The 14427-nt window shown below is 64.6% G+C and carries 15 protein-coding genes; 5 read left to right on the forward strand and 10 right to left on the reverse strand.

Translation table 11 applies throughout. The features are described 5' to 3' along the window. The first annotated feature begins 36 nt into the window (after positions 1-36). Complete coding sequence (locus CHB96_RS03255; protein WP_089243830.1) at positions 37-546, forward strand: MarR family winged helix-turn-helix transcriptional regulator; 510 nt, start codon at positions 37-39, stop codon at positions 544-546. Further along, complete coding sequence (locus CHB96_RS03260) at positions 543-1538, forward strand: iron-containing redox enzyme family protein (RefSeq protein ID WP_089243167.1); 996 nt, start codon at positions 543-545, stop codon at positions 1536-1538. Before CHB96_RS03255 ends, CHB96_RS03260 begins: the two co-directional genes overlap by 4 nt. On the opposite strand, the gene CHB96_RS03265 is transcribed toward CHB96_RS03260, so the two are convergent. Together CHB96_RS03265 and CHB96_RS03270 are read right to left on the reverse strand one after the other, a co-directional pair. Then, a complete protein-coding gene (locus CHB96_RS03265; protein WP_089243168.1) occupies positions 1535-1708 on the reverse strand; it encodes a CDGSH iron-sulfur domain-containing protein in 174 nt (57 codons plus the stop codon). The genes CHB96_RS03260 and CHB96_RS03265 overlap by 4 nt on opposite strands. Next, positions 1705-2886, reverse strand: a complete 1182-nt coding sequence (locus CHB96_RS03270; protein WP_089243169.1) for a zinc-dependent alcohol dehydrogenase — start codon at positions 2884-2886, stop codon at positions 1705-1707. Before CHB96_RS03270 ends, CHB96_RS03265 begins: the two co-directional genes overlap by 4 nt. 292 nt (positions 2887-3178) lie before the next feature. Between CHB96_RS03270 and CHB96_RS03280 the strand changes: the two genes are divergently transcribed. After that, positions 3179-3523 (forward strand): STAS domain-containing protein, encoded by a 345-nt coding sequence (locus CHB96_RS03280; RefSeq protein ID WP_245865200.1) that lies wholly within the window; start codon positions 3179-3181, stop codon positions 3521-3523. 12 nt (positions 3524-3535) lie between these two features. Here CHB96_RS03280 and CHB96_RS03285 read toward each other — a convergent pair whose 3' ends face one another. The 6 genes from CHB96_RS03285 to CHB96_RS03310 form a co-directional block, all read right to left on the reverse strand. Next, a complete protein-coding gene (locus CHB96_RS03285; protein WP_089243172.1) occupies positions 3536-5125 on the reverse strand; it encodes a phytoene desaturase family protein in 1590 nt (529 codons plus the stop codon). Beyond that, positions 5122-5562, reverse strand: a complete 441-nt coding sequence (locus CHB96_RS03290) for an SRPBCC family protein (RefSeq protein WP_089243173.1) — start codon at positions 5560-5562, stop codon at positions 5122-5124. Before CHB96_RS03290 ends, CHB96_RS03285 begins: the two co-directional genes overlap by 4 nt. 188 nt (positions 5563-5750) lie before the next feature. Next, on the reverse strand, positions 5751-6485 hold the full coding sequence (locus CHB96_RS03295; RefSeq protein WP_089243174.1) for an ANTAR domain-containing response regulator: 735 nt from the start codon (positions 6483-6485) through the stop codon (positions 5751-5753). A gap of 119 nt (positions 6486-6604) precedes the next feature. Continuing rightward, positions 6605-6988, reverse strand: coding sequence for a universal stress protein (locus tag CHB96_RS03300; protein ID WP_089243175.1), 384 nt, complete (start codon positions 6986-6988; stop codon positions 6605-6607). A gap of 25 nt (positions 6989-7013) precedes the next feature. Beyond that, positions 7014-8396: a CitMHS family transporter gene (locus tag CHB96_RS03305; protein ID WP_089243176.1), complete on the reverse strand. Its 1383-nt coding sequence runs from the start codon at positions 8394-8396 to the stop codon at positions 7014-7016. A gap of 38 nt (positions 8397-8434) precedes the next feature. After that, positions 8435-9433 carry a Bug family tripartite tricarboxylate transporter substrate binding protein gene (locus CHB96_RS03310; RefSeq protein ID WP_245865202.1) on the reverse strand — a complete coding sequence of 333 codons (999 nt, stop codon included), beginning with the start codon at positions 9431-9433 and terminating at the stop codon, positions 8435-8437. Between the two features lie 119 nt (positions 9434-9552). Between CHB96_RS03310 and CHB96_RS03315 the strand changes: the two genes are divergently transcribed. Together CHB96_RS03315 and CHB96_RS03320 are read left to right on the forward strand one after the other, a co-directional pair. After that, the gene (locus CHB96_RS03315) at positions 9553-11094 is read left to right on the forward strand and encodes a sensor histidine kinase (protein WP_089243178.1); all 1542 of its coding nucleotides are present in this window, start codon (positions 9553-9555) and stop codon (positions 11092-11094) included. Continuing rightward, the gene (locus tag CHB96_RS03320) at positions 11091-11753 is read left to right on the forward strand and encodes a response regulator (RefSeq protein ID WP_089243179.1); all 663 of its coding nucleotides are present in this window, start codon (positions 11091-11093) and stop codon (positions 11751-11753) included. The genes CHB96_RS03315 and CHB96_RS03320 overlap by 4 nt, the downstream gene beginning before the upstream one ends. A 12-nt stretch (positions 11754-11765) precedes the next feature. Here CHB96_RS03320 and CHB96_RS03325 read toward each other — a convergent pair whose 3' ends face one another. Then, positions 11766-12701, reverse strand: coding sequence for a proline dehydrogenase family protein (locus CHB96_RS03325; RefSeq protein ID WP_089243180.1), 936 nt, complete (start codon positions 12699-12701; stop codon positions 11766-11768). After that, positions 12698-14347, reverse strand: coding sequence for an L-glutamate gamma-semialdehyde dehydrogenase (gene pruA / locus CHB96_RS03330; RefSeq protein WP_089243181.1), 1650 nt, complete (start codon positions 14345-14347; stop codon positions 12698-12700). The genes CHB96_RS03325 and pruA overlap by 4 nt, the downstream gene beginning before the upstream one ends. Positions 14348-14427 lie beyond the last annotated feature (80 nt).

Consider the following 14427-nt stretch of genomic DNA (forward strand, 5'->3'; position numbering starts at 1 on the left):
GATGTGAGTCGTCCGCAGCGCGATAGTGTGTGCGTCGTGCCCGACCGCAGCGAACTGGAGTCCCTCATCTCGTCGGACGTCCGTGCGCTCTCGTCGGTGTCCGAGGAGATCGGGCGTGCGTTCGGAGCGCTGCACGAATTGCGGCCCAACGACTTTCGGGCACTTCTGCTCATCATGGTCGCCGACGTCGACGGCAAGCCGCTGACGGCGGGTGAACTCGGGGCCCAGCTGGGACTGACGTCGGCGGCGATGACGTACCTCGTGGAGCGCATGATCGCGTCGGGCCACATCAGGCGTGAGAAGGACGAACGGGATCGACGCAAGGTCATCCTCCGCTACGACACCCACGGCATGAACGTCGCGCGCGGCTTCTTCGGCCCGCTCGGAGCCAAGACCCATTCCGCTCTCGCGGATCTGCCCGACGCGGATCTCGCCGCAGCTCATCGGGTGTTCTCGGTGCTGATCGACGCGATGCGCATCCACCACGACGAGCTGCGCCCGGACACCGTTTCGTACCCTGGCCGCAGGGGTAACCGCGACGAATGACGTCCACAGCACCCGTTGTCGATTCGACCGATTTCACGCGTCCGGGCAAACTTCCGACTCCGCGTGGCCCTCTGTCCGAAGCCGTCGTCGATGCGCTGCGTGGTGATCCGGCGACGTCGATCACCTTTCCGGTCATGGTCGACGACGTCGACCCTCTCGGCGGCGACGCTCAGCTGGCGCTGTACGTCTGCTACGAGTTGCACTACCGCGGTTTCGACGGCGTGGACGACGACTGGGAGTGGAACACCGACATCCTCGGTTTCCGTCGCGTGCTGGAACGCCGATTTCTCTCGTGCCTCAGGGCTTTCGTCGAGCCGGGTGACGACGCGGTCGCAGAGATGGACGCGCTGTCGATCGAGCCCAAGAGCGGAACCGGTCCTTCGTGGTACCTGCGCGATCATGCGTCGTGGGCGCAGATGCAGGAGTACCTGGCCAACAGGTCGCTGTACCACCTCAAGGAAGCCGACCCGCACGCGTTCGCCATTCCTCGGTTGACAGGGCAGGCCAAGGCATCGTTCGTGGCCGTCGAATACGACGAATACGGTGCAGGCAAAGGCAATCGACTGCACCAGCAGCTGTTCGCCGACGCGATGCGCGCTGCGGACATGGACACCGCCTACCTGGCGTACATCGACACCTCGGCCGCGGAGATGTTGGCCGTCGTGAACGTCATGTCGCTGTTCGGATTGCATCGTTCGCTGCGAGGAGCGGCAGTGGGACATTTCGCGGCCACGGAGATCACGTCGTCTCCTGGCGCGGCGAGGCTCGTCGACGGTATGAAGCGCCTCGGTGCACCTGAGCCGTGCGTGCACTTCTACGCCGAGCACGTCGAAGCCGACGCGGTGCACGAGCAGATCCTGCGGCACGACGTCGTCGGAACGCTGATCGCCGCAGAGCCCGAACTGGAGAAGGACGTCGTGTTCGGAATGCGGGCACTCGACTTCGTCGAAGAACGCTTCGCCGACGCCATGATTCGGCGCTGGAACGCCTAACGCTTCTTGCGGTGGCTCGTGTCGCAGAACGGGTAGTTCGCACTGCGGTGACACATGCACAGCGCCACCATGACTCGGTCCGATTCGGCGACCGTGCCGTCGGGCATCTCGATCTCGACGGGCCCCTCGATCATGAGGGGCCCGCCTTTGATCATGCGAACGCGTGTCATGGCTTCAGAAGAACCTTCACTGCGCCGTCCTGCTTCTTCTGGAAGATCTCGTACGCGTGCGGTGCCTGGTCGAGCGGCAGCACGTGCGTCGCGAAATCGTCGACGCCGAGCGGGTCGTCGTCGGTCAGAAGCGGCATGATGTCGTTCACCCACTTCTTGACGTTCGCCTGACCCATGCGCAGCTGAATCTGCTTGTCGAACAACGTCAACATCGGAATCGGGTCGGCCATGCCGCCGTATACACCGATCAGCGAGATGGTGCCGCCGCGGCGCACGATGTCGATGGCACTGTAGAACGCACTGAGCCGGTCGACGCCTGCCTTCTGCATGAACGGGCCGGCGATCGCGTCGGGCAGAAGTCCTGTGATGTCGTGTGCCAGTTTCGACACGGGCGATCCGTGCGCTTCCATCCCGACGGCATCGATCACGGAATCCGTTCCGCGGCCGTCGGTTCGGTCACGAATCGCGTCGCCCAGGTTCTTGCCGTGGTCGTCGAGGTTCAGTACCTCGATGCCGCGATCGGCCAAGCGTTGCAAGCGTTCCGGGACACGGTCGACGGCGATGACCCGATATCCCTTGTGCGCAGCGATTCGTGCCGCCATGTCGCCGATCGGCCCGAGACCCAGCACGGTGACCGAGCCTCCATCCGGAATGCCGGCGTAGTCCACTGCCTGCCATGCCGTCGGAAGAACATCCGACAGGTACACGAATCGCGAATCATCCGGTCCGACAGGGACTTTGATGTGAGTGTTCTGGGCCTGGGGGATGCGGAGGTATTGCGCCTGGCCGCCCGGCACCGCGCCGTACAGGTTCGAGTAGCCGAAGATCGCCGCGCCCATGCCCTGCTCGCGCACCTGCGTCGTCTCACACTGTGTGTACAGACTCGAATTGCACATGTAACAACTGCCGCAAGAGATTTGGAACGGAACGACGACGCGGTCGCCCACCGCGAGGTTCGTGACCTCCGAACCTACTTCCTCGACGATGCCCATCGGCTCGTGTCCGAGAATGTCGCCCTGGTTCATGAACGCCCCGAGCACCTCGTACAGATGCAGGTCCGATCCGCAAATGTTCGTCGTCGTCACACGAATGACCGCGTCGGTCGGTTTCTCGATCGTGGGATCGGGCACCGTGTCCACACTGACCTTGCGTTTTCCCTGCCACGTAACTGCCTTCATGGCGCCGCCTTCCTTGCTGTCGGTTCGCCCCCTCGATCCGGCGAATGCCCCGCGGAGTCCTGGGCGAAACCGCCGCGACTATACGTGCGAGGTTCGTTGCCGTAGGGTTGGACCAGGTTGAGATAACAGCCGTCGGGGGAGACGCCCGGATGGATCCCAACCGTCAACGGTTTTTCATTCGTATCAGGGCAGTTTCCCTCCCAATCGCTCAAACGATGGGATGGCTATGACTGTTACTCCACAGGGGTTGAACGGCGGGGGCCTAGAGGCACGATCGGCGAGGTCCAGTTCGGTGTCCGTTACCGAGACCGGCGCCATTTTCAACGCATCACCAGCAGGTGAGGCATCGTTGGTGGTCTCGGTGCATGGCGATATCGATATGCGCAGCGCGCCTATCCTCGCCGACTACGCAGGCGCACGAGTTGCGCAGGGTGTACGCCTGATACTCGATCTGTCCTGTGTCGACTTCTTCGGCATCGCAGGGTTGCGCGTTTTCGCAGCCCTCGATGACGCCGCTGCCGCAGCAGGCACCACCTGGTGCCTCGTAGAAGGCCATCCGGTGCACCGGCTGCTGGAAGCCGCAAATGCAGTACCCGCGGTGCAGAGATTCACTGCGGTTGCAGACGCGGTCGTCTGACACACACGGAGTTCACCGAGTGACCAGTTCGAGCAACGAACTGGTCACTCGTTTGCGTAGCGGGCCGAGCAGTCCTTTTTGGCCGAGGGCGGCGCGTGCCGCGTTCATTCCGGCAGCTCCGTGCACTCCACCGCCCGGATGCGCCGACGCGCTTCCGAGGAACAGCCCTTCGACCGGTGTCTCCGGCCGTCCCAGGCCCGGAGTCGGCCGAAATATCAACTGCTGCTGGATCTGTGCCGTACCACCGTTGACGGCGCCCCCGTACAGGTTGGCATTCGCGGCGACCAGATCGCTCGGGCGCTGCACGACGCGGCCCACGACCGATGCGTCGAATCCGGGTGCATGCTCCTCGATCACCTCGTGCGCGCGATCGGCGATGGTGTCCGCGGACTCGTTGTCCGTCACGCCGCGAGGGAGATGCGTGTACGCCCAAGCGCTTTCGGTGCCGGCAGGAGAACGCGACGGATCTGCGGTGGTCATCTGCCCGAACAGCATGAACGGCCGCTTCGGCAACACGTTCGTCGTCAGATCCGTCATCCACCGCAGCAGACCGTCGTCGTCGGCGCCCAAGTGGACGGTCCCGGCCTGCGACAGGCTCTTCGATCGCCATGGGATCGGCCGGTCGAGCGCGTAGTTGATCTTGACGACCGGAGTGTCCCACTCGAACTTCTCCAGGTCGTCGTGGATCCGGCGGGGAAGAGCGTTCTCGGGCAGAAGCGTCTGGTACAGCGACGGCGCCGACACGTTGGCGATGATCGCGTGACGGGCACGCACGGTGTCACCGGACTCGGTGTGAACCGTCGTCGCCCTGCCGTTCTCGACGCCGATGCGGCTGACCTGGCTGTCGCACCGAAGTTCGGCTTTGCCCGCGCGTCGCACCATCGCGGCGATCAATTCGCTTGCGCCACCTCGCGGAACCGGGAATCCGACGTCCTGGCCGAGCATGGTCAGCAGATAGCCCATTGCTCCGCTGGCCGACGCATCGACCGGGGCGTCGGCGTGCATCGCGTTGCCGAGCAACAGACACCGTGCGGCGTCGCTGCGAAAGGTCTCGTGGGCCATGACGCGTGCGGGCAGCGCCATGAATCGGACAAAACGCAGCATCTCTGCCGGACCCAATGTCTTCGCCAGCGATGCACCGGCGCGGACCGGCGGGAACGGGCCACCGAAGAACGCGTCGAGCAGCGGTTTCTTGATGCGCGTGAAGTTCTCGAACAGCGACAGCCAAGCATCACCGTCGCGTCGGTCGTAGTCGGCGAGCGCTGCCGCGGTGTCGGCGACGTCGTCGTACACGATGGGCGCATTCTCGTCGGTCGACGACCGTGCGTGCCCGTAGACCGCAGGGGAACGAGCCCATCGCAGGCCGTGGCGTTCCAGTTCGAGCGATGTGATCGCGGGTGACGACGCGCCGAGCGGGTAGAAGGCACTGAACAGATCACTCGAGTAACCGGGGACGAGTTCTGCACTTCGCACCGCGCCACCGGGCTCGGCACCGGCCTCGAGTATCACGACGTCCCACCCAGCATCGACGAGCGCTGCCGCAGCGACGAGGCCGTTGTGTCCAGCGCCGATGACGACGGCGTCCGCTGTGGTGGTGCTCATTCGGGTGAGGCCGACCTTTCGGCGAGGAATGCGAGCCGTCGGAGTGACTCCCGGTTGCGTGGGTGCACCAGAACATGTTGCACGGAGTCGGGAACGAGGTTCGCAGGTGGGGTCAGCGCATGCTCGATCATTTCGATGCGGCAGCCCGTTGTCAGCGGATGAAGGCGAAGCGTGATGCTCGCGCTTCCGAACGGCAGTGCCCGGGCTTCGAGCCGGAGTTCGCGGCCTTCGTGCACGCTCACCGAACGTGTGTGATCGCTGAGTACCAGTGGCCAGACGCCGACCGAATGATGTATCCGACTACCTTGCGCCGGCCACTTCTCGTCGACGGCTCGGATGCGTGACGCGCCCACCACCCACGTTGCGTAGCTCCAGCCGTCGGCGAGGACGTTCCACACCTGTTCGGTCGTGGCCTCGGTCTCCAATTCGGTTGCCATCGTTCGCCCCATCCGGTCGCTGCGCTCGCGGTCTTGGCGTGCATGCCCAGGCGAGTCCCAACCGAAACGCCGCCCCGCGTTTCGCGTGAGTGTCCACGGGGCATGGCCAGCTGAGGCGCCGGTGCCGTCCGGACGTCATCTGCGCCAGATCCCGTGGGTTGAAAAGACAGCCCGCGGGATCGTCGCTCTCAGGTGTCTCGGCGTACCGACAACACGACACGACGCGCGATCTCGGACAACTTCACGTTCTCGCTCTGCGACTGGATCGAGAGAACGTCGAAGGCATCGTCGGGACCGATACCTCGAATTGCCATCACGATGCCCTTGGCCTGTTCGATCGCTGCACGCGTCCGCATCGCCTCACGAAGACCGTCGAGCTCGGTCTGGGCCGCAAGCGCGCGTCGCGAATTCCAGACGGCGCTTTCGACGGCGGCCGCGAACACGCTGAGCAGGATCTCGTCGGTGTCGCTGAAGCCGTGGTCGGTCCAGCTGTAGATATTCAGCGACCCGATCCGGTCGGTATCCACCGAAATCGGCACCGACAGGTAACTGCGGACGCCGACGTCGGCGGCATCGGCCGCGAACGTCGGCCACCGAACCGCGATGTCGCTCAGACGGGCTCGCACCTTGGATCGGGTGCGGGCCGCGTCGAGACTCGGCCCCTCACCCGATCGGAACTGATCCGAGTCGACGGCGAACACGCGACCGTCCGTGCATGCGGCCGTCGCGGTCTCACCGGGGCGTTCGCCCGGCAATGTCACGCCGGCCATGTCTGCCCCGGGAACGACCGCGACGACCTGCTCCACCACGCTCTGCAGAAGAGTCTCGACGCGTACGTGCGATCGCAGTAGATCCCGAAACGCGTCCAGCGGCGTCGAATCGGTGTACGCGCCCGAGTCATCGACTCGCGACGTGTCTTTCATGTCATCACCACACTGGTCGAGTGCCCCCGGGCACTTGGACTGTCGGCGATGACTTCACCGTTGAAGAACCCGTAGCTTACGTCAGCAGCGCAAGCCTCACACGCACCAGGTCCGAACTTCTACCTGGATTTGACAACGAGTATTTCGACCGGGATCTCGAGAAGCAGACGCTGCACCTGCTGCCCCATCAGGAACTTGCCGACGGCGCTGCGGTGGCGTGTCCCGATGACGACGAGTTCCGCGTCGACCTTGTCGACGAGCGCGAGCAGCGTGCTCGTCGAGTCTGGGTCGGGTACCGCCGCCTCGACGCGAGCGTCGGGAGCAAGAGCGTGTACTGCGGATTCGACGGCGCCGACCTCACGATCGCGGGCCGACTGTTCCGGGGAACCGGAAAGTGCATGCAGCACAACCAGTTCGGTGCCTCGTGTTCGTGCTTCGCGAACGCCTGCCGCCAGGGCATTGCGTCCCTCGTCGGACTGACTGTGGACGACTGCGACGGTCATGGTCTTCTCCTGTCTGGGTGGTGGATCAGCCGAAGGGGATCTGTCCGAGTGCGACACCGACGACGAGCATCGTCAGTGACACGACGGCAGCGCGCCACAGCACCTTCTTGTGGTGGTCGGCGAGCGAGACGCCTGCCAGCGTGACGAGCAGCAGAATCGCAGGCACGAGCGGGCTCTGCATGTGCACCGCCTGACCGGTGATCGACGCGCGAGCCATCTCGACGGGTTCGATTCCGTACTGTGCAGCCGTTTCCGTCAGCACCGGCAGGATGCCGAAGTAGAAGGCGTCGTTGGTCATGAAGAACGTGAACGGCATGCTCAGCACGCCGGTGATGACGGCCAGGTAGGGGCCGAGTGCGTCGGGGATGACGTTCATCAGCCACGCTGCCATGGCTTCGACCATGCCGGTTCCCTGGAAGACTCCCGTGAGTACTGCGGCGGCGAGCACCATCGCGACGACCGACACGATCGACGACGAGTGCCGCGCAATGGCTTCACCCTGTTCCTTGACACGCGGGAAGTTCACGGTCAGGGCGATCGACGCAGCGATCATGAACAGAACCGGGATCGGCAGGATGTCCATGACGAGGACGACGAGCAGAACTACGGTCAGAGCTGCGTTGAACCACAACAACTTAGGACGCAGGGTGTCGCGCTCGGGATCGAGTCCGCCCTCCATGAAGCTGCCGGATTCACCCGCGCCGCCGGTGGCGGGAGGCTTCGGACCATCCGCCTTGCCGGTGCCGCCGGATCCACCCGATGCTGCTTTCACCAATTCCGGTTCGTACACGAGCTTTCCGAGACGACGACGTTCCATGATGCCGAGGTGAATCGAGAACAGCAGCACGATGATCAAGCCTGCGATGAGCGACGGAACCATCGGGACGAACACGTCGGACGGCGAGATGCCGAGTGCGGACGCGGCACGAACCGTCGGGCCACCCCACGGGATGATGTTCATCGTCGCGTTCGACAGACCGGCGACAACGGTCAGAATCACCGGGCTCACACCGAGTTTCAGATACAGCGGCAACAGTGCGGACGTGACGATGATGAACGTCGTCGAGCCGTCGCCGTCGAGCGAGACGACCATCGCCAGCACGGCTGTACCGACGACGAGCTTCATCGGATCGTTGCGGACGACCCGCAGGATTCCCTTCACCAGCGGATCGAACAGTCCGACGTCGATCATGATGCCGAAGAAGATGATCGCGAAGAACAGCAACGCGGCCGTCGGTGCCAGTGACTTGATGCCGTCGGTGATCATGTCGCCGATCCCGAGGCCGGCTCCCGCCATCAGGCCGAACGCGACCGGCACCAGCGTCAGCGCGACGACGGGCGTCGCGCGCTTGGTGAGAATCAGATACATGAAGACGGCGACCATGAGGAAGCCCAGTATCACGAGCATGGGTGTACTCCTTCTAGCTGGAAACGTGGCTGATCTGTTCAGCTGTGAGACGAGACCGAGAGGGTCTCGTGCACGAATGTCGCTTGCTCGCCGAGGAATTCGGCGAAGGCGTCACCGGTGAGAACGGCGCTCTGCCACCCGTTTCGGGTCAGCACGTCGCGCCACGCCGGGGAGGCGTCGAGATCGCGGATCCGGTCAGTCCAGACGGTGATCTGGTCCGGCGACAGGCCCGGTGGCGCGAGAAGACCTCGCCAATTGGCGAAGACGACGTCGACGCCTGCCTCGCGGGCAGTGGGCGCGTCGACGACCGGTATTCGGGCGTCCGTACTGACTGCCAAGGCTCGGACTGTGCCTGCTGCCAGTTGGTCGAGGTATTCGCTGACGCCGGTGGTGGCGACGTCGACATCCCCGGTCAGCAACGCAGGCAGCAGCTGTCCACCGCCTTCGTACTGCCGGTAGGTGGACGACGACGGGTCGACACCGATCGCTCGTGCCAACAGGATGCGGAACACCCCGTCCGGCCCACCTTCTGCGGAACCGCCCGCGAACGTGAGGCTTTCGGGATCCCCACGCCACGCGTCGACGAGGTCCGACATGGTCTGGAGTGGCGAATTGGCCGGTACCAGAACCACTTCGGGCTCCTCGAGCAGGCGAGCGACCGGTGTGAGCTCGGAGATCGAGTGAGCGGACGGCGTCGTTTCGAGAGCACCGATGAGACCGAGGCCCATCACCATCGCGAGGTCGGGATCGCCGACTTCGAGATCGAGCCTCCCCAGTCCGACCACGCCACCCGAGCCGGGAAGCACGACGACGTCGTAGTCCACGTCGTCGGTGCGGAGGGTCTGCGTGAGGTTGCGAGCGGTGAGGTCGTAGCCGCCGCCCGCGTCCGAGGGAACGATGAATCGGACACGCTCGTTGCCACTGGGACCGGAGAACACCGCAGGCTCCGATGCGCAGCCTGTGGTGCCACTGCCCACGAGAACGGCGACCGAGACGCACAAGGCGCTGGTCGCTGTTCGCAGTCTGTTCGTGGGCACCAGGGAAGTACACCTCACTTTGTGACTGGGGTCACCCTTGCGGTCACAGTTTCAATTGTGTCCATTGTGGTCACGTCGATGTGGGGTTGGTGCGCTCGGGAGGGACGTAGGGTCTTTTCGTGCGCAGAACCACGTTGGCGGCCCAGCTGCTGAGGTTGCAGCTGCTCATCGTCGTCGTCGTTCTCGTCGCGATCGGTGGCCTGTCGCTCGCGCAGTCGTCGGCAGCATTCCAACGCGATGCAGGCCGTCGCGCCCAGTCTGCGGCGGAGACACTCGCGGCCAACCCTGTCGTTCGGCAGCTGCTGCCGTCCGCGCAACCCCGCATCAGGACCGGCCTGCAAAGTGCCGTCGAGTCCGTTCGTGCGGTGTCGGGCCTGGACTACGCCCAGCTGGCCGACGTCGACGGCTTCGTCATCCTGTCGACGGTGCCCGAACAAGTCGGATCGACGACGCGCTCGGCCGCCGACGGATCGGGGGTCGGCCTCACCGACACGACGTTCGGCAAGGCCGTCGAAGCCAACGTGCCCGTGCTGGACGACGCAGGCACGCTCGTCGGAACTGCCGTCGTCGGCGATCGGTATCCGTCCGCGCTCGATCGTTTTCTCCAGGCAGCACCGAACCTACTGGTCTATCTCGCAGCCGCGTCGGTGCTCGGGGGAGTGGGGTCGGTGCTGCTCGCGAGGCGAGTGAAGCGTCAGACTCTCGGCATGGAGGCGAGTGAGATCCTCGATCTCGTCGGGCAGCGCGAAGCGATGCTGCGCGGCCTGAAAGAGGGTGTCATCGCGCTGGACCCCGCCGGGCGGGTGTTGCTGATGAGCGAGAGTGCGCACGAGATGCTGCACATCTCGCACGGAAGCAAAGGACGGACCGTCGACGAACTGGGCGTCACCGACCGACTGAGGGACGTGCTGCTCGGTACTGCCTCGGCGCCCGACGAGATCGTTCTCGTCGGCGACCGGGTGCTGGTGCTCAACACGGTCCCGATCGTGTTGCGCGGCAAAGCTGTCGGTACCGTCACGACGTTCCGCGACCGCACCGAGCTCACCGACGTCGAGGAGGAGCTGGGAGTCACCAAGACCAGTTCGACGGCACTGCGCGAGCACATTCACGAGTTCGACAACCAGCTGCACACCATTTCGGGGCTCGTCCAACTGCAGGAGTACGACGAGGTGGTGCGCTATGTCGACGGGTTGACCGCCCGCCGCGAGGGTGCGACGTCGGTGGTGACCGACTCGGTGTCCGACGTCGGCGTCGCTGCGTTGCTGATCGCGAAAATCGGTGCGGCGGCGCATCGTTCGGTGTCGGTCGAGATCGTGCCCGGCTCGTCGTTGCGTCATCACGACGGCACGGTGTCGCGTGACCTGTGTACCGTGCTCGGCAATCTCGTCGACAATGCGGTTGCTGCCTGTTCGGGGAGGGTGCTCATTTCGTTGCGCGAGAACGGGAGCATCGAGATCGAGGTGCGCGACGACGGTCCGGGCGTGCCGAACAGCGACTCGATCTTCGAGCAAGGCTGGAGTACCCGCGGCTCCGCGAACACCGGTCATGGGTTCGGGCTGGCGTTGGTGCGACTGGTGTGCAGGCGGCGGCACGGGGATGTGTCTGTTTTGTCGGACGATGGCTGGACAGTGTTTCGAGCGGTGCTGGAGGAGCGGGAGTGATACGGGTTCTGGTCGTCGACGACGATTTCATGGTGGCGAAGGTCCATTCCGGATTCGTCTCGAAGGTGGCAGGTTTCGACGTGTGCGGCGTGGCGCACACCCCCGAGGCCGCAGTCGAAGCAGTTGCCGTGCTGCGGCCGGACTTGGTGCTGCTCGACGTCCATCTGCCAGGGGCGAGCGGGCTCGACCTCATCGCGAAGTTCCGTGAATCGGTCCCCGACGTCGACGTGCTGGTCATCACGAGCGAGCGCGAGGTCGCGTCGGTGCAGAAGGCGTTGCGCAGCGGCGTCGTGCACTACCTGATCAAACCGTTCAAATTCTCTGCGCTGCAAGAACGTCTGGAACAATATCGGACCAGTCGCCAGGGTCTCGGGGCGTCGGAGGAAGCCGAACAGGCGGCGGTGGACAAGGCATTCGGCCTGACGGGCACGGGAGTCGACCTCCCGAAAGGGCTCAGCCGCGTCACCCTGGAATTGGTCGAGGAGAGGTTGCGCGACGTGGACGGGCCGGTCTCGGCGACCGAGATGTCCGAGCGCTCCGGCATTTCCAGGTCGAGTGCGCGTCGGTACCTCGAATACCTCGTCGGCATCGGCAAGGTGGAGGTGTCCCTCGACTACGGAAACGTCGGGCGGCCGGAGCGGTTGTATCGGCGGAAGTAGGTCACGCGTTGTTCACTGCCTGGACACCAGGGACCGCACGAAGAACATGAGATTCGCCGGCCTCTCCGCGAGTCGACGCATGAAGTAGCCGTACCACTGATCCCCGTACGGCACGTAGACGCGAACCTGCTTGCCTTCGGCGGCCAAGCGCGCTTGTTCGGCGTCCCGGATGCCGTACAGCATCTGGTACTCGTAGCTGCCGACGTCTCGCCCTGCTTCGGAAGCGAATCGGTCTGCCGCGTCGATCATCTCGGGGTCGTGCGAGGCGACCATGGGGTACCCGTCGCCCTCCATGAGCACCTTCAAGCAGCGGAGGTACGACGCCGACACCTCGGCGGGCTTCTGGAACGCGACCGAAGCGGGTTCGTTGTAGGCGCCCTTGCACAGTCGAATGCGCGACCCCGAGAGTGTCTTGCAGTCGTCCTCCGTACGCCGAAGGTACGCCTGCAGAACCGTGCCGAGGTTCGGGAACTCCTCCCTGAGTTCCCGCACGATCGACAGTGTCGAGTCGGTCGTCGTGTGGTCCTCGGCGTCGATGGTCACCCACACACCTGCCCGTTCGGCGGCCCTGCACACGACGCGGGCGTTCGCCAGTGCCAACGACCTGTCGATGCCCTGCCCGAGCGCCGACAGCTTCATCGACACCTCCAACGACCGAGGGCGCGCGTTCAGTAACGAATATGCCTGCAGCAGAGACAGATAGGCGTCGACGGTAGCAGCTGCCCGGCCGGCATCGGTGGTGCCCTCGCCGAGGTAGTCGACCGAGACGAACCTGCCGGACTCGAGCAACCCACGCACTGCGGCGACGGCGTCGGGCTCGGTTTCACCTGCGACGAAACGTTCGACGAGTTGCCTGGTGACGCACATCTTGCTCATCGTCGCGCCGATCCGCGGTGACCGGGCGGCCGCCAACAAGGCAGGACGCATCGGGTTGGTCAGGACAGTCATCGCTGACCCTCGCCGTCCTGGTGTGGGTACAGGTGATGCGTCGGCGGGACGAAGGTCTCCTTGATCGTCCGGGCCGACGCCCAACGCAGAAGATTCTGCGGCGAGCCCGCCTTGTCGTTGGTTCCCGAACCCCGTGCGCCACCGAACGGTTGCTGCCCGACGACGGCTCCCGTCGGCTTGTCGTTGACGTAGAAGTTGCCAGCTGCGAATCGCAAAGCATTATGCGCCTGCGTGATTGCGGCACGGTCAGCTGCGATCACGGCTCCGGTGAGCGCGTACTTCGAGCCCGAGTCCACTTTCTGTAGCACTTCCTCGAACGAGCCGGGAGTGGAATCGTCGTACACATGAACCGACAGGATCGGGCCGAAGTATTCGGTGCTGAACGCCTCGTCGGTCGGGTCGTCGCCGAGAAGAACTGTGGGAGAGACGAAATACCCCTCCGTGTCGTCACATGTTCCGCCTGTCGCGATGGTCAGGCTCGGCGTGGATTTCGCGCGGTCGAGTGCAGCTGCGTTGCGATCGAAGGCACGACGGTCGATGACGGCTCCGCCGTAGTGCGACAGGTCGGTGACGTCGCCGTAGCTGAGCTGCGAAACCTGTTCCACGAAAGGATCTCCCATCTTCGACCAGACCGACTTGGGGACGAAGGCGCGCGACGCAGCGGAGCATTTCTGGCCCTGATAGTCGAACGCGCCGCGAATCAGGGCTGTGGTCAACACTTCTGGGTCGGCCGAACTGTGTGCGACGACAAAGTCCTTGCCGCCTGTCTCGCCGACGAGGCGCGGGTAGGCGTCGTACCGGGTGATGTTGTTGCCGACTTCGCGCCACAGGTGCTGGAACGTAGCCGTCGATCCGGTGAAATGGATTCCGGCCAAACGGGAATCGGCCAATGCGACGTCGGACACGGTTTTTCCGTCGCCGAGCACGAGATTGATGACGCCCGGTGGCAGTCCCGCCGCCTCGAGCAGTTGGAGCGTCAGATACGCCGCGACGGACTGTGTCGGCGACGGCTTCCACAGCACGGTGTTGCCCATCAGCGCCGGAGCTGTCGGGAGGTTGCCTGCGATCGCGGTGAAGTTGAACGGCGTGATCGCGTAGACGAATCCCTCGAGCGGTCGGTATTCGACGCGATTCCAGACGCCGGGAGACGACACCGGCTGGTCGGCGAGGATCTGCCGGGCGAACGAGACGTTGAAGCGCCAGAAGTCGATGAGTTCGCACGGCGCGTCGATCTCGGCCTGATACGCGGACTTCGACTGCCCGAGCATGGTGGCCGCGGCGATCTTCTCCCGCCACGGACCGGACAGAAGGTCAGCGGCGCGTAGGAACACGGCGGCACGGTCGTCGAACGGCAGCGAGCGCCACTCGGGGGCCGCGGAGCACGCAGCATCGACGGCATCCTGGACGTCGGCGTGGGTCGAGGGCGTGAAGGTACCGAGCACTGCGGCATGGCGGTGAGGTTGGACGACGTTGTCGCGTGTGCCGTCGGCACTGCGGTGTCGACCGCCGATGACCTGCTGGATCTCGACCGGCGCTGCCTGAAGCGCGTCGAGCTGAGTGCGCAGTCGTAGTCGTTCTGCGCTGCCGGGAGCGTAGGAATTGACGGGCTCGTTCGATGGCGTCGGGACCGAGGTGACGGCGTCCATGGTGACCTCCTTCGTCGGTGGTGGGTGTCCTCAGTGAAGCCGAATCCTTCACGCGAGTATTCGGCCGATCGGCTAACGAA

Source organism: Rhodococcoides kyotonense, from assembly GCF_900188125.1.
Taxonomy (GTDB): domain Bacteria; phylum Actinomycetota; class Actinomycetes; order Mycobacteriales; family Mycobacteriaceae; genus Rhodococcoides; species Rhodococcoides kyotonense.